General features: G+C 62.7%; 17 protein-coding genes and 1 tRNA gene. 10 read left to right on the top strand and 8 right to left on the bottom strand.

Features of this window, described 5'->3' with window-relative positions; translation table 11 throughout:
* Positions 1-165 precede the first annotated feature (165 nt).
* The 3 genes from HKD27_RS05400 to HKD27_RS05390 all read left to right on the top strand — a co-directional run bounded on the left by HKD27_RS05400 (position 166) and on the right by HKD27_RS05390 (position 2,567).
* A tRNA-Ile gene (locus tag HKD27_RS05400) sits at positions 166-239 on the top strand.
* A 76-nt stretch (positions 240-315) separates the two neighbouring features.
* Entirely contained in the window at positions 316-1,995 is a 1,680-nt protein-coding gene (ettA, locus tag HKD27_RS05395; protein WP_194688625.1) for an energy-dependent translational throttle protein EttA, read from the top strand.
* Positions 1,996-2,069: 74 nt separating this feature from the next.
* Positions 2,070-2,567: a GNAT family N-acetyltransferase gene (locus tag HKD27_RS05390; RefSeq protein ID WP_062497153.1), complete on the top strand. Its 498-nt coding sequence runs from the start codon at positions 2,070-2,072 to the stop codon at positions 2,565-2,567.
* A gap of 12 nt (positions 2,568-2,579) precedes the next feature.
* Here HKD27_RS05390 and HKD27_RS05385 read toward each other — a convergent pair whose 3' ends face one another.
* The 3 genes from HKD27_RS05385 to HKD27_RS05375 all read right to left on the bottom strand — a co-directional run bounded on the left by HKD27_RS05385 (position 2,580) and on the right by HKD27_RS05375 (position 5,702).
* The gene (locus HKD27_RS05385) at positions 2,580-4,160 is read right to left on the bottom strand and encodes a hypothetical protein (RefSeq protein ID WP_194688626.1); all 1,581 of its coding nucleotides are present in this window, start codon (positions 4,158-4,160) and stop codon (positions 2,580-2,582) included.
* A gap of 107 nt (positions 4,161-4,267) precedes the next feature.
* On the bottom strand, positions 4,268-4,861 hold the full coding sequence (locus HKD27_RS05380) for a phospholipid-binding protein MlaC (RefSeq protein WP_062497157.1): 594 nt from the start codon (positions 4,859-4,861) through the stop codon (positions 4,268-4,270).
* 10 nt (positions 4,862-4,871) lie between these two features.
* On the bottom strand, positions 4,872-5,702 hold the full coding sequence (locus HKD27_RS05375; protein WP_228518327.1) for a VacJ family lipoprotein: 831 nt from the start codon (positions 5,700-5,702) through the stop codon (positions 4,872-4,874).
* A gap of 316 nt (positions 5,703-6,018) precedes the next feature.
* Here HKD27_RS05375 and HKD27_RS05370 point away from each other — a divergent pair, with 316 nt between their 5' ends.
* The gene (locus tag HKD27_RS05370) at positions 6,019-7,179 is read left to right on the top strand and encodes an aldose epimerase family protein (RefSeq protein ID WP_194688627.1); all 1,161 of its coding nucleotides are present in this window, start codon (positions 6,019-6,021) and stop codon (positions 7,177-7,179) included.
* A 46-nt stretch (positions 7,180-7,225) separates the two neighbouring features.
* Here the strand turns inward: HKD27_RS05370 and cysE are convergent, their stop codons facing one another.
* From cysE to HKD27_RS05355, 3 genes are read right to left on the bottom strand one after another with little or no spacing between them, the layout of a single operon-like run.
* On the bottom strand, positions 7,226-8,008 hold the full coding sequence (gene cysE / locus HKD27_RS05365; protein WP_194688628.1) for a serine O-acetyltransferase: 783 nt from the start codon (positions 8,006-8,008) through the stop codon (positions 7,226-7,228).
* Complete coding sequence (locus tag HKD27_RS05360) at positions 8,005-9,222, bottom strand: UbiH/UbiF/VisC/COQ6 family ubiquinone biosynthesis hydroxylase (RefSeq protein ID WP_194688629.1); 1,218 nt, start codon at positions 9,220-9,222, stop codon at positions 8,005-8,007. Before HKD27_RS05360 ends, cysE begins: the two co-directional genes overlap by 4 nt.
* Positions 9,223-9,274: 52 nt before the next feature.
* Entirely contained in the window at positions 9,275-9,955 is a 681-nt protein-coding gene (locus HKD27_RS05355) for a hypothetical protein (protein WP_194688630.1), read from the bottom strand.
* Positions 9,956-10,298: 343 nt separating this feature from the next.
* Between HKD27_RS05355 and HKD27_RS05350 the strand changes: the two genes are divergently transcribed.
* The 5 genes from HKD27_RS05350 to HKD27_RS05330 all read left to right on the top strand — a co-directional run bounded on the left by HKD27_RS05350 (position 10,299) and on the right by HKD27_RS05330 (position 14,575).
* Entirely contained in the window at positions 10,299-11,522 is a 1,224-nt protein-coding gene (locus HKD27_RS05350; RefSeq protein WP_228518328.1) for a mechanosensitive ion channel family protein, read from the top strand.
* A 147-nt stretch (positions 11,523-11,669) separates the two neighbouring features.
* A complete protein-coding gene (locus HKD27_RS05345; RefSeq protein ID WP_024716650.1) occupies positions 11,670-12,008 on the top strand; it encodes a P-II family nitrogen regulator in 339 nt (112 codons plus the stop codon).
* Complete coding sequence (locus HKD27_RS05340; protein ID WP_304601945.1) at positions 12,008-13,366, top strand: ammonium transporter; 1,359 nt, start codon at positions 12,008-12,010, stop codon at positions 13,364-13,366. The genes HKD27_RS05345 and HKD27_RS05340 overlap by 1 nt, the downstream gene beginning before the upstream one ends.
* Before the next feature lie 72 nt (positions 13,367-13,438).
* Positions 13,439-13,960: a hypothetical protein gene (locus tag HKD27_RS05335; RefSeq protein WP_194688631.1), complete on the top strand. Its 522-nt coding sequence runs from the start codon at positions 13,439-13,441 to the stop codon at positions 13,958-13,960.
* 189 nt (positions 13,961-14,149) lie between these two features.
* Positions 14,150-14,575, top strand: coding sequence for an NMCC_0638 family (lipo)protein (locus HKD27_RS05330; protein WP_194688632.1), 426 nt, complete (start codon positions 14,150-14,152; stop codon positions 14,573-14,575).
* 177 nt (positions 14,576-14,752) lie between these two features.
* On the opposite strand, the gene HKD27_RS05325 is transcribed toward HKD27_RS05330, so the two are convergent.
* Positions 14,753-15,673: a retroviral-like aspartic protease family protein gene (locus tag HKD27_RS05325; RefSeq protein WP_194688633.1), complete on the bottom strand. Its 921-nt coding sequence runs from the start codon at positions 15,671-15,673 to the stop codon at positions 14,753-14,755.
* Positions 15,670-16,635 (bottom strand): tyrosine recombinase XerC, encoded by a 966-nt coding sequence (locus tag HKD27_RS05320; RefSeq protein ID WP_194688634.1) that lies wholly within the window; start codon positions 16,633-16,635, stop codon positions 15,670-15,672. Before HKD27_RS05320 ends, HKD27_RS05325 begins: the two co-directional genes overlap by 4 nt.
* Positions 16,636-16,668: 33 nt before the next feature.
* On the opposite strand from HKD27_RS05320, the gene HKD27_RS05315 reads away from it, so the two are divergent.
* Positions 16,669-18,909 (top strand): primosomal protein N', encoded by a 2,241-nt coding sequence (locus HKD27_RS05315; RefSeq protein WP_194688635.1) that lies wholly within the window; start codon positions 16,669-16,671, stop codon positions 18,907-18,909.
* The last annotated feature ends 10 nt before the right edge of the window (positions 18,910-18,919 follow it).

Here is an 18,919-nt window from a genome sequence, read left to right as displayed (position 1 = left end):
CTTCGGGCAATACGGACCACTGGCGCCATCTCGCAACGGCAGCAAAGGTCGCCTGAACGGCCTTTCAGGAACGGGAAGGCGTGACACACTAACTTAAAAAGACATGTTCCACCATGTCGGCCCTTGCAAAAAGACCCGAGTTGGGCGATTTCGGACTGCACCCGCGCGCCTGTAGCTCAATTGGTTAGAGCCGGCCGCTCATAACGGCTTGGTTGGGGGTTCGAGTCCCTCCGGGCGCACGGTGTGTCGACCTGATTCATGCGGGACGGATGTTCCGCTTCTTCCCCGCCCATCCACCGATTGAGGAGACCTCCCATGGCCGCCTACCAGTACGTCTATGTCATGAAGGACCTCACCAAGTCCTATCCGGGTGGGCGTGAAGTCTTCAAGGGCATTACCCTGTCCTTCCTGCCGGGCGTGAAGATCGGTGTCCTTGGTGTGAACGGCGCGGGTAAGTCCACGCTGCTCAAGATCATGGCCGGCATCGAGAAGGAATATGGCGGTGAAGCCTGGGCCGCCGAGGGCGCGCGCATCGGCTATCTGGAGCAGGAGCCGAAGCTCGACGAGAGCCTGACGGTTGGCGAGAACGTCGCCCTGGGTTTCGGTGAGCTGAAGAAGGCCGTGGACCGCTTCAACGAGATCTCGATGAAGTTCGCCGAGCCGATGTCCGACGATGAGATGACGGCACTTCTGGCCGAGCAGGCCGATCTTCAGGAGAAGATCGACGCCGGCGATGGCTGGGAGCTGGACCGCAAGCTCGAGATCGCGCTCGACGCCCTGCGCTGCCCGTCCGCCGACAGCCCGGTGACGAACCTCTCCGGCGGTGAGAAGCGCCGCGTGGCGCTGTGCCGCCTGCTGCTCGAAAAGCCCGACATCCTGCTGCTCGATGAGCCGACCAACCATCTCGACGCCGAGAGCGTGAGCTGGCTCGAAAAGACGCTGCGTGACTATCAGGGCACCGTCATGGTCATCACCCATGACCGTTACTTCCTCGACAACGTCACCAACTGGATCCTCGAAATCGAGCGTGGCCGCGGCTATCCGTTCGAAGGTAACTACTCCTCCTGGCTGACCCAGAAGCGCAAGCGTCTGGCCCAGGAAGAAAAGGAAGAAAGCTCCCGCCAGCGTGCCCTTGCCGCTGAGCAGGAGTGGATTTCCAGCTCGCCCAAGGCGCGTCAGGCCAAGAGCAAGGCCCGTATCACGAAGTACGAGGAAATGCTGGCCGCCAATGCCGAGAAGGCTGGTGGTACGGCAGACATCGTCATCACGCCGGGCCCGCGCCTGGGTGGTACGGTCATCGAGGCCGAGAACCTCACGAAGGGCTTCGGCGACCGTCTGCTGATCGACAATCTCAGCTTCAAGCTGCCGCCGGGCGGCATCGTGGGTGTGATCGGGCCGAACGGCGCGGGCAAGTCCACGCTGTTCAAGATGATCACCGGCGACGACAAGCCCGACAGCGGCTCGCTGAAGATCGGCGAGACGGTGAAGCTGGGTTACGTCGACCAGTCCCGCAACACGCTCGATGACAGCAAGACGGTCTGGGAAGAAATTTCCGGCGGTACGGACGTCATCCAGCTTGGCAAGCGTACGGTTCCGTCCCGCGCCTATGTGGGGGCCTTCAACTTCAAGGGGGCCGACCAGCAGAAGCGCGTGGGCGTCCTGTCCGGTGGTGAGCGCAACCGCGTCCATCTCGCCAAGATGCTCAAGCAGGACAGCAACGTCATCCTGCTCGATGAGCCGACCAACGATCTTGACGTCGATACGCTGCGCGCCCTCGAAGACGCTCTGGCGGAATTCGCAGGCTGTGCCGTGATCATCACCCATGACCGCTGGTTCCTCGACCGTCTGGCCACGCATATCCTCGCTTTCGAGGGTGACAGCCATGTCGAGTGGTTCGAGGGCAACTTCCAGGACTACGAAGCCGACAAGCGTCGCCGTCTGGGTCCGGATGCGACCGAACCCGGCCGTATCAAGTACCGTCCGCTGGCCCGCTGATCCGGCGTTCTCCCCTCGGCGGGCGGGATATCCCGTTCGCTGGGGGTCTATGCTGAAGGCCTGGGGAGAGCTGCGTGCTGGGGCGTGAAATCCGTACCGCCCGGCTTGTCCTGACTCCGGTCAACTGGCCGGACCTCGAAGACATGGTGGCGCTCAAGGGCGATGCCGGTGCCTTCGCCAGGATGCTCGGTGGTGTTCGTAACCGGACCACGACCGAAGAGGAAATGGCGGAGGACGTCAGTTTCTGGGCCAGACGGGGTGTCGGGATCTTTGCCATCCGCGAGAACGGTCGCTTCGTCGGCATTACGGGCGTGCATGAACGCCCTGACGGACGCGGTCTCGGACTGCGCTTTGCCCTGTTCCCCTGGGCCACAGGGCGTGGCATCGCCCGCGAAGCCGCAGCGGCCGCCCTGCGCTATGTGCTCGACTGTGGCGAGAAACGGATCGTGGCGGTTGCGCGGGAAGACAATCTCGCGTCCCGCACGGTTCTGGGCAGTCTCGGCCTGCACCACACCCAGACCTTCGATCGCAACGGCGACACCATGCTGCTGTACGAAATCACGGCGGACTGACGCGTGGGCGCCCTATCGGGGGCGCAGGACGTGCAGGGACGGGAACCCCTCGACCGGCATGTAAAGGCTGGCCAGTCTTTCTCTGACACAGGCGAAAAACGGCCGGACGGTCAGCGACGCGGGATCGGTCTCGGGTGTGTAGACGATCAGGGGCGGCGGGTCCTTCAGCAGGCTCTGGCACAGATCATGCGGATAGCCCGGGATGGAGTGTTGGGCATAAACCCAGTCCCAGGGCAGATATTCGTAATAGCCATAAGGCGGCCGCCGGTCGGCCATCCAGTAGAATTCGGGCATGTAGGGCAGCATCAGGATGGGCTGTCCCGGTGGGACGAGGGCGCGGACCTTCTGGCTGATGGCATCATTGAGCGGCTGATAGAGCGTGTAAGGGGGCCTGTGGGTGGTGTCCCGGTAGGTCCAGCCGAAGGGAGTGTTGGTGGCCAGGTGGCTGCTGCCCCAGAACGCCAGCACCATTAGAATGGCGCAGGGTAAAGCCTTGCTGACCGTCTTGCCCGGCTCTCCCCGCTGTTCGAAAAACGCCATGAGCCCCAGTCCTGCCAGCGCAAACGCCACGATCAGGGTCTGCCCGTCCTTGAAGCCCACGGCGGCACGGGCATTGAGAAGGATAATGCCCACGAAGCCGATCAGGATGGCGATCCTGTTGCGTCCCGGCCGCCGGTAGAGCAGCAGGGGAAGCGAGCCGATGAGCAGGATATGGGCGAGGGTGGGGTAAAACGCCTCCCCCTGAAAAGAGGGCAGCAGCGAGAGCAGGAAGGTGCCCGGTCCGAAATGGATGAACGGGGCATAAGCGATCTGGTTGAAGAAGATATGGAAGACCACGAAACTTCCGAGATCCGCATATCTCAGGAACCACAGACCCAGCAGGAACACGCCAAGAAGGACACCCCCTGCGAAGGCCCGGATGGCCCGGTAGTTCTTCTGTCCGGCCAGAAGCCAGATGGCGGACGCCACGATCAGGAGCGCCCCCGGTCCATAGGCGTAGGCGCATGCCAAAATCAGGATCAGGCAGAAACCCGCAAGGGCTGAGGACAGGGAGGGCGGGCTTTTGCCGAACCATGCAGGGACGACGAACAGGGCCAGCAGTCCCACGGTCAGAAACCCGGCCACGGCGTAGAAACTGACCATGTAGAACGCGTCCATCAGCCAGTAGGACGCAAGCCCACCGACGAAGACCAGACTGGCGAGAAGACGCTGGCGGCGGCCGGGCAGGGCGGATGTGGCGCAGAGGGACGCGGTCGCCATGAGTGCCAGAACAGGCAGGAACAGCCGGGCACCCTGTGGGAAATGCCATCCGAAGAGGGCGCCATAGAGCTGGGACAGCATGAAGATGACCGGCCCGTGCGTGTCTACATAGGACACATACAGCCTGCCGCCCTCGTTCAGCATCCGGCCGCCCAGAAGATGTTCGCCCTCGTCGCAGAACGAGAGGAACCACAGACCTTTCCAGCAGGCCCACCCGAAAAACGTCAGACAGGCGAGCGTGAAGACCGCCAGAAGTCCGCCCTGAAGCCCAAAACCGGGAAAACCCTTTCTCCGTGCGGTTTGTCCAGCTTCTGGAAACGTCGGGTCTGTCATCCGGTCTTGTCTCATGGGGCGCTGGATAGCAGAACGGACGGCCTCCCGCTGGAAAGCCGTCCGTTTCAGGAGTTCACAACCGCCGAAGCAGTGCCTGGAGCGGTATCTTACTGGTGATGGATCAGCTGGCGCTCAAGGGCGGCGTTCAGCGCATCGACGTCGCCGTTATGGCGGGCCAGATAGGAGCTGTAATCGCCGCGCTGGTTCATGCGCAGGCTGGCACCTTCGCCATACATGTCCACGACCTTGGGCGGGTTGCCGCCGATGATGAGCTGCATGTTGACTTCCGGCTGGCCCGGACGGTCGATCAGCGCGTTGACGCGCTCGCCTTCCGGTGTCGTGCTGGTCGTCGTGACGCGGAAGCTCACGCCCTGATAGTTGCCGATCTGGTCCGTGATGGTGTTGACCAGCACCTGATCGAACAGGGAGATGTACTTGTCACGCTGGGCGGGAGTGGCAGTCCGCCAGTATTTGCCGAGGCAGTAGCGGCCGATCCCGGTGATGTCGACGTTCTCCTTGAGCAGCGGGAGAACTTCTTTTTTCTTCTCGTCCAGTGACTTGCCCGAATTGACCACAGCAGCCAGACGGCCACCGAAGGAGTTCACGAAATCCGTCGCCGTGCTGGCATGAGCGGCCCCCGTTGCAACGGCGAGGGAGACGACGGCACCAAGGATAGTGCGGCGCGAAAATACGTTGAACATGTCGTTCTCCTCAGTTGTACCAGTCAGGGGTTGTTGCGCGATCGTCGCCCTTGATGGTGTCGATCTGGCTCTGACGGTTCTGCTGCCAGGCACTCCGGATATAGGAGTACGGGTCCAGGCTGTCCTGTTCGAGATGGTCGATCTGGTCGATGGAGCTGGCATAGCCTTCCATCGTCCCGGCCACGTTGTAAGCCCAGTTGAAGGTTAGCAGATCATAGCCGCGAGGCACATAGTTGATCGGCGTGAGGCCCTGGCTGATGCCGTAGCCGATGCCGTCGCGGATGTTGGTCGGGCCGACAAACGGAACGAACAGGTATGGCCCGCTGGCCACGCCCCAGGTTCCCAGCGTCAGGCCGGGATCGGTCTCATGCTGTTTGTAGCCGACGAGACCAGCGACGTCGAAGAAGCCGGCCACACCGGCACTCATATTGATGGCAAAGCGCATGAAGGCGTCTCCGGCGCGGCGCGGCTTGCCTGCGCCGACGTCGGAGAAGAACACTGCAGGCTCGCGCCAGGTTTCATTCACGTTTGCAATGGAATGACGCACGGGTTTGGGAACCGCCCAGATCCAGGCCTTGCCCACCGGACGCAGGACCTTGTGGTAGGCCCACATCTGGAGGTTATACATCTTGCGGTTTGCAGGTTCGTAGGGGTCGTTGGCGGCCTTGTAGTCCGCCAGGTCGTCCGGATCCTTCGGCGGCGGGTTGCGCAGCGAGCCACAGGCTCCGAGCGTCAGCAGGGCGAGGGCCCCTGCGAGCGCCCTGCCGCGGCGTGACACACGACGTGACACACGACGTGAGCGCGTCTCCCGGATTTCGTTTTCGTCCTGCCGAAAGTCCATAACCATCCCCAAAATGCCCTTCCCGGCCCTGTGCTCACGAAGAAGTCACAGGAAAACGGAAATTTTCATAATCCGTTCCCTGCAGGACTCCATGAACCCCCATGGGCCACACGCCATCCGTCGCGGAAAACTGCGGAGGGGCGTAGTCATAACGTATCTTCCGATAGCGTGCATCCCTGTATGTCTGCAAATGCTGGTCGTTTGAAGAGGGGATCTGCTTTAACGATCCAGATGCTCTTCCGCCACTTTCCGGGCTTTGACCCCTCAGGGTTTTTGGGACCACTGTGGCCCCAACTCAACACCCGGGAGGTTTTCAATGTCCAGATTCTTCGGCTCCAGAAGCGCGCTTCTCGCGACAGTCGCGGCCCTCTCCGTGGGCGCCGGCGTGGCGCAGGCGCATCCTACCGTTGCAAGCCAGCCCTGGGGCAGCACGCCGGACGGCAAGCCTGTGCGGATCGTGACCCTCAAGAACGGTCTCGGCACGACGGCCCGCGTCATCACCTATGGCGGTATCATCCAGTCCGTCGAGACGCCGGATCGCGAGGGGCATGTCCAGGACGTGGTTCTCGGGTTCGACAACCTGAAGGGTTACACGGTCGACAGCGCGAAGGGCGGCCTGTTCTTCGGCGCCATCATCGGTCGCTACGCCAACCGTCTGGCTGGCGGCAATTTCCCTGTCGAAGGCAAGGTCTACCACACCGACATCACGGCTCCGCCCAATGCGCTGCATGGTGGCAAGAAGGGTTTCGACAAGAACGTCTGGACGATTGAAAAGACCGGCACCAATGCCAGTGGCGCGTATCTGACGCTCAAGCTCGTCAGCCATGACGGCGATCAGGGCTTCCCCGGCACGCTGACGACGCATGTGACCTATACGCTCGGCACGGATAATGCCCTGTCGCTGCATTATGTCGCGACGACCGATGCGCCGACGGTTCTGAACCTGACGAACCACAGCTACTGGAACCTGAACGGCGAAGGCTCGGGCTCCATCGAGCCGGAAGTGCTTCAGATCAACGCCGATGGCTTCACGCCGACGGGCGCAACGTCCATCCCGACCGGCCAGATCGCGCCTGTTGCCGGCACGCCGCTCGACTTCAGCAAGCCGACCGTCATCGGGGACCGTCTGCGCAGCAATGATCCGCAGATGATGTATGCCCGCGGCTATGACATGAACTGGGTCGTCAACGGGCCTTATGGTCAGGCACCGCGTCTGGCCGGCAAGATCTATGATCCGCGTTCGGGCCGCAGCATGGAAATCCTGACGAACCAGCCGGGACTTCAGGTCTACACGTCCAACTCGTTGGATGGCGGTTATGCCGGTGTGTCCGGTCATGCCTATCGTCAGGGTGATGCGATCGCCTTCGAGGCCGAGCACTATCCCGACAGCCCGAACCACCCGTCTTTCCCGACGACCGAACTGAAGCCGGGCCAGACCTTCGATTACACGACGACGTTCAAATTCTCGAACAAGTAACAGCCCTCAGGGTCCGGGGCGCTGGCTCCGGACCCTGAAATGCACATCAGGCCGGCCGGGGCACGGTTCCCACGATCCGGGCCGGGTTGCCGACCGCGGTGGAATAGGCCGGGATGTCTTCCAGCACCACGGACGCCGCGCCGATCCGGGCATATTCCCCGATGACGAGACGGCCCAGGACCTTGGCCCCCGATCCGATCATGACGCCGCGGCGCACGATGGGATGACGGTTGCCGGTCAGCTTGCCGGTTCCGCCCAGCGTGACTTCCTGGAACAGCGAGACGTCGTCCTCGACGATGCTGGTCTCGCCAATGACGATCCCCGTTCCATGATCGATGCTCAGCCGCCGTCCGAGACGGGCAGCGGGGTGGATGTCGATGGCGAAGAGTTCGTTGATCCGGCTCTGGAAATGATGCGCCAGATGCTGTCGCCCCTTCGTCCAGAGATGGTGCGAAATCCGGTAGGCCTGAAGCGCCTGCCATCCCTTGAAGAACAGGAAAGGCGTGACGAGGTCCGGGCAGGCCGGGTCGCGGTCATAGGTCGCGAGAATATCTGCCGCCGCTGCTTCCGCGATGTCGGGCTCGGCGCTCAGGATCGAGGCGACGAGGCGTGTGATCGTCGTCGCCGGGATGGAGCGGTCCGCAAGCTTCGTGCCCAGCAGGGAGGCCAGTGCAGACGCAAAATCCGGATGGTCGCCGATATTGGTGGAAAAAACATCCTGGATCAGCGGGTCATGGCAGCTGCATGCCTGGGACTGCATGTCCTTCCAGAAGGCCACGAGGTCCGATGATCTGTCGGTAATGGAGGTCTCCCCGGCCGCTCCCGTCATACGCCCATGGCCTTTCGCACGAAGGCCCGGCGCAGGGCGGGAAAGCGCTGGACGCCCGCGATGCCGATATCGCGCAGACGGCGCAGGACGGGGTTATCGTTGCCGAACAGGCGCTCAAGTGCATCCGTTGCGGCGAGCATGGCCATGTTGCCGGGGCGGGTGTTGCGCTGATAGCGGACCAACAGTTCGCGGCTTCCCATGTCCTTGCGGTTCCGGTGGGCCTCGATCAGCAGGTCTGCCAGCGAAATCACGTCCCGGAAGCCGATGTTCAGGCCTTGCCCTGCGATCGGATGGATGCCGTGCGCGGCGTCACCGGCCAGTGCCAGACGGGGGCCGATATAGCTCTGGGCGTACTGGGCGGAGAGCGGATAAATCCAGCGGCGTCCGACGGGCGTGATCTCGCCCAGATCCTCATCTGCCATGCGGGCCTTGATCTCGCGTCCGAAGATTTCGTCCGGCAGGGCATGGAAACGCTGGGCGCGGCCTTCGCCTTCGGCCCAGACAATGGCGGAGCGGTGCGGATGTTCGGCCGTGCCGGGCATGGGCAGACGCGCGAACGGACCTTCCGGCAGGAAATGTTCGAGCGCCACGCCGTGATGCGGCTTTTCATGGGCGATCGTCGCGACGATTCCATACTCATTATAGGGGATCTTTGTCAGCCCGATCCGCGCCTGACGACGTAGCGGGGAGCGCCGACCTTCCGCCGCCACGGCGAGCTTTGCCGTCACGGTTCTGCCCGAAGCCAGACGGATGGAGACATGATCCGGATGGAAGGTGAAGCTCCCCAGATCCGGCGCATGGACATCGAGGCTGTCATACTGTTTGAGCGTCCGGTTGATCGCCAGTCGTAGATCCCGCGCCTCGACCATCCAGCCGAAGCTCTGGCCTTCGGGTGCGTCTTCGGGGCCGAAATGCAGCGTCAGCGGGGACGGTGCCTCATGCGGGCGCCCGTCCGCCACAAGGATCTCATGGATCGGCTGGGCCACGTTGGGCAGATTGTCCCAGATCCCGGCATCGGCCAGCATCCGGCGGGAGCCTTCCGCGATGGCATAGGCCCGGCCGTCCAGCGCAGGGTCTTCCATGCCGGGCAGGGCGCTACGGTCGATGAGCAGGACGCGCACGCCCTCTGCCGCCAGACGACACGCCAGCGTGGCACCCACAGGTCCGGCGCCGTTGATGCAGAGGTCGTAATGGGTTTTTTTCATCGTACTCATCTCCCTGCCCCTGTCCTACTCCTGCGGCGGTTTGAGCGGAAGGGGGCGTGCGTTACGACCCGCAGCGCGCCAGCCGTAACTGCAGTAGTGCCAGAGCGGCCCGATGAAACAGCCGGTCCGGATGCTCCTGACAGTATTGCGCGAGAAAAATCTGATCTTCCCTGATGAATTCGGGTGTCAGGGGAAACGTCATGACCGATTTGCCGTCCTCGTATCGCATGGCATTCACGGCTGTGATCAGACCAAGATACCACTGGTAGAACATGAGACCGTCCAGTGTTTTGGAAGCTGCCACGGCCTTTGTGAATTTTTCGCAGGGATTGCAGCCAATGCCATAAGTGACCGGTCTCGGAGACGGAGGAGGGACGCTTTCGTCATGGACGACCAGCTTCCCGTTTTCATCCAGATCATAGCGTTCGCCGTTGTCGCCTATGACGATCGCGTTCAGCTTGCGGCTGATCCGGACCATTTTGATCATCTGGTGTTCGTCCGGATATTTGCAGATGACGTCGCCTCCGCCCCACACGAAAAACGTACCATGCGGTGCCTCTTCAGGTTTGGGGTGGGCAAGCCACTCGGCATCACAGGAGGGGTACTTCCGGGGTTCCGAGGAGAGGGCGAAGCAGAGTTCGTCATCGCGCTGGATGACGTTAAACCATTCTTCCAGTGTCAGGCTGTGGCCCGGGCGTCCTGTCCAGATGGGGTCGCGGGTAATACTGCGGTCATAACCCATGAGTGTTCCTGAAATCCGCAAACTATAGCGTTAAAGAGGGGCGACGGGATGCATAATTTTCGAAGTCAATCATGATGCCGAGAGCGTCTACGCTGAGAAAATTTCACTCAGGCTGCCATTGCTGTGCTTCACTGTCATCCTGTGGGAGAGATTTTTCTTCCGATAATTTTGCATAATGGCCGGATGGCAGGGAACAATTCATTCCCGCTGATGTTCTGTCCTGCGTCATCATGACTATTCGCGGAAGAAGGGCCTGAGCCTCTGCCGCACATCTCCCTTTCCTGACAGCGTACCGGGAAGGGACAGATTTTGAATATGCAGAGGAAAGGGAACCGCACAGCGCATGATCGAACATTCCTACGTCAATTCCATGAGCCGGGTCGGGCATCTTCTGAGCTGGCTTCCCGCTCCGCTGGGTTCGATCCTGCTGCTGCTTCTGGCGGCGGGAATTGCGCTGCTGTTCAGCCGCGTCATTACGGAGGCCCTGCCTCGGCTGCCGGGCCTGCGTCGCATCCAGTTCATTCATGCGATCATCGCGCGCCTGCGGACGACCATCCGCAACTTCCTGATGATCATCGCGGCCAGTGCCGCTCTTCAGGCCACGACCGGATTCACGTCCTCGACGATGACCTTTCTGGAACAGGCGTTCCTGTGCCTGTTCATTCTCAATCTTGGCTTCGGCATCATCAAGACGTTCCGCCTGCTGACGGATCAGTATCTCAACCGCATCACGGCCAAGGAGCACACGGACGACATCACCGCGCGCTCGCACCAGACGCAGATCCGCGTCCTGCGTCGCCTCATCGAAATCTCGTTCGGCGTGCTGACGGTCGCGTCCTCGCTGATGGTGTTCCACTCGGTGCAGAAATTCGGCGTGTCGCTGTTTGCCTCTGCTGGTGCTGCCTCCCTGATCGTCGGTCTGTCTGCCCGTCCGGCCCTGTCGAACCTGATTGCCGGTATCCAGATCGCCGTCACCCAGCCGATCCGCATGGAGGACATGCTGATCCTGAACGGGGACTGGGCCTGGGTTGAGGAAATCAACGCGACCTATGTCGTCCTGCGCACCTGGGACCGCCGCCGCTATATCGTGCCGATCTCGTACTTCCTTGAAAATCCGTTCCAGAACTGGACGCACAGCTCGCCTTCTCTGATCTGTTCGCTGTTCCTGTGGCTGGACTACCAGACCCCGGTCGAGCGCCTGCGGGAGATCTATTTTGAAGAACTCGCCAAATGCCCGGACTGGGATCAGGACAAGACCTCCATCGGCTGTCAGATTGCAGATACTAATGCGCAGGTCATTTCCATCCGCCTGATCGCGGGTGCGGCCGATGCGAACGGGATGTGGAACCTGGGCTGCGATATCCGCGAACGTCTGCTGCGTCGCCTGCGGACGGAAATGCCGGAATGTCTGCCGCGTGGTCGCACCGCCATTGTCTCCGGGACGCCGGACCAGAGCCCCTGGCCGGACAATCTGGTCGCCCCGCCGGTCAATCGCCCGCAGGATGGCCCCTATCGCGGCCCGGACATGCCGGCTTCTCCGCCCGCAGCGATGCCCGGACGGTCCTGAGGAGAAGCGTTTGGGCAACAGGCTCATTCGTTCAGGGAAAATTCACTGAAAACGGCACGGGCGGACTGCCAATATCATTATGAGACTGGCATGATCTGGGGCATACTCTGATACAGATTGCCAGACCGCAACGAGGATATGCCGTTCGTGAAGCTCGTTACTGCCATCATCAAACCGTTCAAGCTTGATGACGTCCGCGAAGCCCTGACCCCGCTTGGGGTGCAGGGTCTCACTGTTACCGAGGTCAAGGGTTTTGGCCGCCAGAAAGGCCAGACGGAGATCTATCGCGGCGCCGAGTATCACGTCAGCTTCCTGCCCAAGCTCAAGATCGAGGTCGCCGTTTCCGACACGATCGCCGAGGACGTGATTGAGGCTATCATGACCGCAGCCCGCACCGGCAAGATCGGTGACGGCAAGATCATGGTCTCCAGCCTCGACCAGCTCATCCGCATCCGTACGGGAGAAACCGGCGAGGGCGCTCTCTGATGGCCGCCCCTGCGCTGAGGCGCTCCGTACTTTCCCTCGCAGCCGGTGCCGTTGCGCTGCCCGCCATCGCCCATGCCGCTCCGGCTTCTGCCCCCATTGATACGGGTGACACGGCCTGGATGCTCGTCAGCACGGCCTTTGTCCTGATGATGACCATCCCCGGCCTGGCGCTGTTCTATGGCGGCATGGTCCGCAAGAAGAATGTGCTGGCGACGCTGATCCAGTCCTTCATGATCTGCTGCATCGGCAGTCTGGTCTGGATGGTCGCCGGGTACAGTCTGGCGTTCTCGACCGGTTCGCCCTGGATCGGGGATTTGTCGCGCGTCCTGCTGCGGGGGGTAGCGGACAACTTCCATGAGGGTGTTGATTCCGCCTTCACGCTTGGCGCCGGGACGCCTGCCGCCGTCACGATGACGATCCCCGAGAGCGTCTTCATGATGTTCCAGATGACGTTCGCCGTCATCACTCCGGCTCTCATCACGGGTGCCTATGCCGAGCGCATGAAATTCTCTTCCATGTGCCTCTTTACGGTGGCCTGGCTTCTGATGGTCTACGCGCCGGTCGCGCACTGGGTCTGGAGCCCGACCGGCTGGGTCGCGGGGCTGGGCGCCGTGGACTTCGCTGGCGGCACGGTCGTGCACATCAATTCCGGTGTGGCCGGTCTGGTCTGTGCGATCATTCTGGGACGCCGCAAGGGGTTTGGTACGGAAGACCTGTCTCCGTTCAACCTGACCTACGCTATCATCGGCGCATCTCTGCTCTGGGTCGGCTGGTTCGGCTTTAACGCTGGTTCTGCGCTGGGTGCCAATGGCCGCGCGGGCATGGCCATGCTGACGACGCAGGTCGCTGCCGCTGCGGGCGGTGTGGCCTGGATGGTCGTCGAATGGGCGCGTACGGGCAAGCCAACGGCCCTGGGGATCATCTCGGGGGCGGTGGCCGGTCTGGTCGCCATCACGCCGGCCGCAGGGTTCGTCCTGCCGGGCAGCGCGGTCCTCATTGGTCTAATCGCTGGTGCTGGATGCTTCTGGAGCGCCACCTGGCTCAAGCACCGCTTCAATTATGACGACAGCCTCGATGCGTTCGGCGTCCACGGCACCGGCGGCATCATCGGCGCCATCCTGACAGGCGCGTTTGCCTATGGCCCGCTTTCGGCCACGGCGTCCAACCCGGAAGGGACGGTCGCCAGTGTCCATCAGGTCGTGGCGCAGGCCGAGGCCGTGGGTGTGACGGTGGTCTGGTGTGTTATCATGACGACGCTGATCCTGAAGGTTCTGGATCTGGTGATGGGCCTGCGGGTCTCGCCGGAAGAGGAGCTTGAAGGTCTCGACATGGTTCTGCATGGTGAGCGCATCAACTGACTGCGCCCATCCGGCGGTTATGCTGCGGGGGCTGTTTTCTCCCGCCGATTTCAGAATGAAGGTTCTTTCTGCATGACGTTTACAAAAGCCTTTTCCGGCCTCTCCCTCGCGGCGCTTCTGGCCGGCGGTCTGAGCGCTGCCCCCGCGCATGCCATGACCGCCAAGGAATGCCACGCTGCATTCAAGACGGCCAAGCAGAACGGTTCCCTGAACGGCCAGTCCTACAAGGCCTTCAAGGCCGCCAGCTGTGGTGAAACGACCAAGGCTGCCGCTGCTCCGGCCGCCGCGGCTGAAACTGCCCCGACCGCTGCTGCAACCCCCACTGCCCCGGCCACGGCTGCAACTCCGGCCAGCACGGCTGCGCCGGTTGCTACGAAGGCTCCGGTTGCTGCGGTGGCCTCATCGGGCAATGTCGTGTTCCCGACCGCCATTTCTCCCGAGTTCAGTAAGCTTTCGGCTGGCCGCGCCCGTCAGAAGACCTGTGTGGCCCAGTACAACGCCAACAAGGCGAATGGCGGCAACGGTTCGCTGAAATGGATCCAGAAGGGCGGTGGCTACTGGTCGCAGTGCAATTCACGCCTCAAGGGTGAATGATCTTCCACATCATTCGTGTTTTATCGTTTCGAAAGCTCCTCCCTTACCGGAGGAGCTTTTTTGTTTCGGAGGATGCGGTTAGGTCCGGCTGGGCAATGTGTCGTGCCTCAGCAGGATTTTCCGGCTTTATTTGCAATGGTTTCAGAGTGTAACGTCCTGTCTGGTGATAGACAGCGAAGGGACGGGAACATGACATTGCGGTTCTGCAGAAAGATCGGAACGATCCCGTTTCTGGCCGCCCTTCTGTGCTGTGTTCCAGCGTCCGGCCGTGATCTGAATGCCGCGAGTGCAGTCGGCCTGTTCAGTCAAAGCTGTCTTGTCTTTACGGGTAATCCTTCCGGTTTGCGGGAATGGGCTGCACGGTATCATCTGCCTGAAGGGCCGCCTTCCAGCCGTGAAGGGTTTCTGCATGACAATGCGGGACGTGTTTATGTGGCCAGTACGGTCTATGGCCAGATGGTCCTCGTCTCACTGGACAAAGGGTATTGTCAGGTCGTGATGCGGCAGGGGAATATCGGGAATGTCCAGACGGAATTCCGGGATCAGCTTCTGGCCCGTCATGCCAGGCTTGAACTTCTCCTGCAGCAGCAGGATCAGAAGCGTGGTGCGGCCTAGAAAATTTTTTCCTATGAACAGGGTGCCCTGCATCTTCAGCTTTCAATCACGGCGCATAAGATTTCCGGACCTTTGGCGGAAGTGACCCTGACATCGACATTTCCCCCTCAGGGTTCGGCAGTGCCGGCCCGCTCTCCGGTGCCGTCTGGTAACGGATCGTAGCGTCATTAGCGATATTTACCGGAAGAAGAGCTGCTGTGTGGCGTAGGACAGCCAGATCTCGTGATGGGCGAACCAGTCCGAGCCCAGCAGCATGTCTGCCTGATCGTGAACCGGGGCGACTGTCAGGACCGGTCGCGTCCAGACGGTGCCTCCCAGTTCAAGGCGCCCGAAATGGTGCCAGTGGTACTCGCGCTCCTTCATGTCCACGCCCGCTGTCAGGCCACCCGGGTCGAGCGCGAGCTGGTCGTCGGTCAGGCCCAGGCGATGGGCGAAATCCGTACTCACGATATGTGAGCGTGCGCCGCTGTCCAGAAGAGCCGTGCCACTCAGGCCGTCCAGCGCGAAGGCCACGGTCAGACGTCCGGATTGCCGGTGTACGGGCGTGGTCGTCCAGTGTCCGGTCCAGGCGGGGGGCTGCTGACACAGGCGGGAGCCCAGGCGGATGGTCCACAAGGTCAGGAGCTGATGCGGGACATCGAATTCCAGATCGTAATCCGCCAGCACATCCGCGCCGAGCAGGCCCAGAACGGGGGGCGTGATCATGGGCGAACCCGGGAGCATCCCCACGGCCATTGTTCCGGGGCCAAGGGGAAGCTCGGCCGCAGGATGTGTACCAAGCCGGAGATCCTGAATCCGGACGTTCGGTACCAGGCGCGGGCTGCCATTGGGGCCCTGCATCATGGTCCGGTGTTCGGGATCGGTCGGCAGGCGCAGGGCGGCAACTCCGGCCGGCGTTATGAGGCTGCCTTCGGAGCCCGTATCCACGATCATAGAGGCCGCTCGGCCGTTCACCGTCACGGACACGCTCAGATACCCCCCGTCATCGCGAAGCGGCAGCACGACGGCACGGCTCATCTCGCAGACAGGGGCGGCATGAACTGTTGTCGCGTACAGCGCCATGCCCAGGATCAGGGCGGCTGGCAGAAGACGTCTCATGACTCCTGACCTGCCCGCGGGTGGGCTTTGCGCCAGACATCCAGCAGGTGCTTCTCGTCCGCCAGCGTATAGGCCTGCGTGGTGGAGAGGCTGGCATGCCCCATCAGTTCCTGAATGGTGCGCAGGTCGGCCCCGCCTTCCATCAGATGGGTCGCGAAGGAATGGCGAAGAGCATGGGGGGTTGCGGAATCGGGCAGGCCTTCGCCCTTGCGCCACGTCCGCATGGCGCGCTGGGCCACGCCGGGATTGAGCCGTCCGCTGCGCACCCCGCAGAACAGAGGCGCATCAGGTGTCGGAGACGGATGGGCAGCTTTCCAGCTTTCCAGCGCCTTGATTACGGCCGGAAGAAGGGGCACGAGCCGTTCCTTGCCGCCTTTGCCCACCACCCGGAGCATGTTTTGCCCTGCATTGGTCAGATCGCGGATATTGAGCGACAGCGCCTCGCCAATCCGCAGTCCGGTGCCATAGAGCAGCGTGAAAAGCGCGCGGTCCCGCAAGGCCGCCAGACTGGTTTCGGCATCATCGGAAATGCCTTCTGCCGCCGCCCGGGCAGCGTCTTCCCCGAGAGGACGCGGCAGGCGCTTTTTCGTGCGCGGCGTGGCGAGCAGTGAGGGCGCGGGGTTGGAGAGATCGTGCCGCAGTCCCAGATACCGGAAGAACGACCGCAATGCGGAGACATGCCGCGCCCGTGAGCGTGCCCGCGAGTCGGCGCTGGTAGTACGGCGGGTGGGCTGTTCGCTGCGGGCCGTTTCATGGGCGAGCCAGGCGCGCAGGTCCGCGAGTGAGAGTTTCCCCAGGTCCGCCAGCGTCACCTCGGCGCCCAGATGCTGCTGGAAAAACGTCAGCGCCAGCAGGATATCGTGCCGGTAGGCTTCGACCGTGCGTGGGCTCGAACGCCTCTCGTGAGTCAGCCATTCGGTCCAGTCCCGCAGGGCATCGAGCGCCATTAATGTGGCCGTCATGGCATTTCGGAGCGTGGAAGGTTAGATACGGTCATGGCATCCAGCAGCCTATCCAAGCCTGATCCCCGGCGAAAGCCACCTTCCACCGGAACGCGCGTTTCGGTGCTCGTGCCGCTGCCTTTTCCGGGGCCGCTCGATTACCTCGCGCCCATGCCGCTTGAGCCCGGAGACCTCGTCACGGTCCCGCTGGGCCGGCGCGAAACCGTGGGGTGCGTGTGGGAAACCGACCGCACCCTGCCGGCCGATTTTGCGTTGCCGGTCGGTCGTGAAGTTCCGCTTGCGCGTCTGCGTCCCGTGGCGGGAAAGCTGGATGTCCGTCCCCTGCCGCAGAGCCTGCGCCGCTTCATCGACTGGGTCGCGGCCTATACGCTCACCCCGCCGGGTCTGGTGCTGGCGATGGCGACGCGGATTCATCTGAAGGATGCGCCCAAACCCGCTTTGGGCTGGGTACGGACGGAGATGCCTGAGGGCGATCTGCGCATCACGCCGGCCCGTCGCTCCGTCCTCAATTTTGCCTCGTCCGTGCCCATGACGACTGCCGAACTGGGCTCCCAAAGCGGAGCAAGCGCCGCCGTGATCCGCGGCCTTGCTACGGCCGGTCTGCTGCGCGAGGCCGTTATCGCCGTGGCCGCCCCCTTCGCAACGCCGGACCCGAGCCATGGCGCGCCAAAGCTCTCCGAAGAACAGGCCGAGGTCGCGCAGGAACTCTGCGGGCCAGTCGAAGCCGGACGGTTTCAGGTCACGCTGCTGGAAGGCGTGACCGGATCGGGCAAGACGGAGGTCTATTTCGAGGCCGTGGCGGCTTGTCTGGCCAAGGGGAAGCAGGTGCTGGTCCTGCTGCCGGAAATCGCGCTTTCCGCCCAGTGGACGGATCGTTTCATCCGCCGCTTCGGCGCAGAACCCGCTGTCTGGCATTCCGATCTCGGAGCCAAGCGGCGACGCGAGACATGGCGGGCGGTGGCGGAAGGCAGCGCCCGCGTTGTAGTCGGAGCCCGCTCTGCGCTGTTCCTGCCGTTTTCCGATCTGGGCCTCGTCGTAGTGGACGAGGAGCATGAGAGCGCCTTCAAGCAGGAAGAGGGCGTGATGTATCATGGGCGCGACATGGCGGTTGTGCGCGCCCGTCTGGCGGATGCCCCGGCCATTCTCGTCTCCGCGACGCCATCGCTTGAAACGCTCGCGAATGTGGAAAGCGGCCGCTACCGGCATGAACTCCTGACCGCGCGGCATGGCGGCGCGACCCTGCCGGATGTTTCACTCGTGGATATGCGGGCCGATCCGCCGGAACGCGGCCTGTTCCTGTCGCCCAAGCTCTGCACCGCCATTGACGAGACGTTGGAGAAGGGGGAGCAGGCCATGCTGTTCCTCAACCGGCGCGGCTATGCGCCTCTGACGCTGTGTCGGGCGTGCGGACATCGGATGCAGTGTCCGAACTGCTCGGCGTGGCTGGTGGAGCATCGGGCGCGCGGCATCCTGACGTGCCATCACTGTGGCCATACCGAGCGGATTCCGAAGGACTGTCCGGAATGTCACGCCGAGAACTCGCTCGTGCCCATCGGGCCGGGAATCGAGCGCATTACCGAAGAGGCGAAGCTACGCTTTCCGGAAGCGAAACTGCTGGTGATGTCCTCCGATACGCTCGGCTCCCCCGCGGCTACGGCGGAGGCGGTCCGGAAGATTTCGGACGGGGAGGTCAACCTCATCATCGGCACGCAGATCGTCGCCAAGGGCTGGCATTTCCCGAAGCTGACGCTCGTGGGTGTCGTCGATGCCGATCTGGGGCTGGGCGGCGGCGATCTGCGGGCGGCGGAGCGGACCGTGCAGCTTCTGCATCAGGTGGCAGGGCGTGCAGGCCGTGCCGAGCATCGCGGGCGCGTGCTGCTACAGAGCTACGTGGGAGAGCATCCGGTCATGACGGCACTGGTTTCCAACGATTTCCAGACCTTCATGGAACAGGAAGCCGAACAGAGACGCCCGTCCTTCTGGCCGCCTTATGGACGGCTGGCCGCCCTGATCGTGAGCGCGCCGAGTGCCGAAGCTGCGGATGCGCTGGCGCGGGAGATCGCGCTTTCCGCGCCGGAGCGGGAAGGGGTGCAGGTTCTGGGACCGGCTCCGGCACCGCTCGCCGTCCTGCGCGGACGGCATCGCAGGCGCCTGCTGCTGCGGACGATGCGGGGCATCGCCGTGCAGCCGATCCTGCGTCAGTGGCTTGGGGATATCAAACCCACCGGCGGAGCAAAGGTCGATATTGATATCGACCCCATTTCCTTCCTTTAGGGTTGGAAAA

This window comes from Gluconobacter sp. R75690, assembly GCF_015244525.1.
GTDB lineage: Bacteria > Pseudomonadota > Alphaproteobacteria > Acetobacterales > Acetobacteraceae > Gluconobacter > Gluconobacter potus.
This window is presented reverse-complemented; position numbering and strand designations above follow the sequence as displayed.

Coding starts and splice junctions, on each gene's coding strand:
- ettA (WP_194688625.1), top strand. CDS start 316: ATGGCCGCCTACCAGTACGTCTATGTCATGAAGGACCTCACCAAGTCC.
- HKD27_RS05385 (WP_194688626.1), bottom strand. CDS start 4,160: ATGACAGACCCGACGTTTCCAGAAGCTGGACAAACCGCACGGAGAAAG.
- HKD27_RS05380 (WP_062497157.1), bottom strand. CDS start 4,861: ATGTTCAACGTATTTTCGCGCCGCACTATCCTTGGTGCCGTCGTCTCC.
- HKD27_RS05375 (WP_228518327.1), bottom strand. CDS start 5,702: ATGGACTTTCGGCAGGACGAAAACGAAATCCGGGAGACGCGCTCACGT.
- HKD27_RS05370 (WP_194688627.1), top strand. CDS start 6,019: ATGTCCAGATTCTTCGGCTCCAGAAGCGCGCTTCTCGCGACAGTCGCG.
- cysE (WP_194688628.1), bottom strand. CDS start 8,008: ATGACGGGAGCGGCCGGGGAGACCTCCATTACCGACAGATCATCGGAC.
- HKD27_RS05360 (WP_194688629.1), bottom strand. CDS start 9,222: ATGAGTACGATGAAAAAAACCCATTACGACCTCTGCATCAACGGCGCC.
- HKD27_RS05355 (WP_194688630.1), bottom strand. CDS start 9,955: ATGGGTTATGACCGCAGTATTACCCGCGACCCCATCTGGACAGGACGC.
- HKD27_RS05350 (WP_228518328.1), top strand. CDS start 10,299: ATGATCGAACATTCCTACGTCAATTCCATGAGCCGGGTCGGGCATCTT.
- HKD27_RS05340 (WP_304601945.1), top strand. CDS start 12,008: ATGGCCGCCCCTGCGCTGAGGCGCTCCGTACTTTCCCTCGCAGCCGGT.
- HKD27_RS05335 (WP_194688631.1), top strand. CDS start 13,439: ATGACGTTTACAAAAGCCTTTTCCGGCCTCTCCCTCGCGGCGCTTCTG.
- HKD27_RS05330 (WP_194688632.1), top strand. CDS start 14,150: ATGACATTGCGGTTCTGCAGAAAGATCGGAACGATCCCGTTTCTGGCC.
- HKD27_RS05325 (WP_194688633.1), bottom strand. CDS start 15,673: ATGAGACGTCTTCTGCCAGCCGCCCTGATCCTGGGCATGGCGCTGTAC.
- HKD27_RS05320 (WP_194688634.1), bottom strand. CDS start 16,635: ATGACGGCCACATTAATGGCGCTCGATGCCCTGCGGGACTGGACCGAA.
- HKD27_RS05315 (WP_194688635.1), top strand. CDS start 16,669: ATGGCATCCAGCAGCCTATCCAAGCCTGATCCCCGGCGAAAGCCACCT.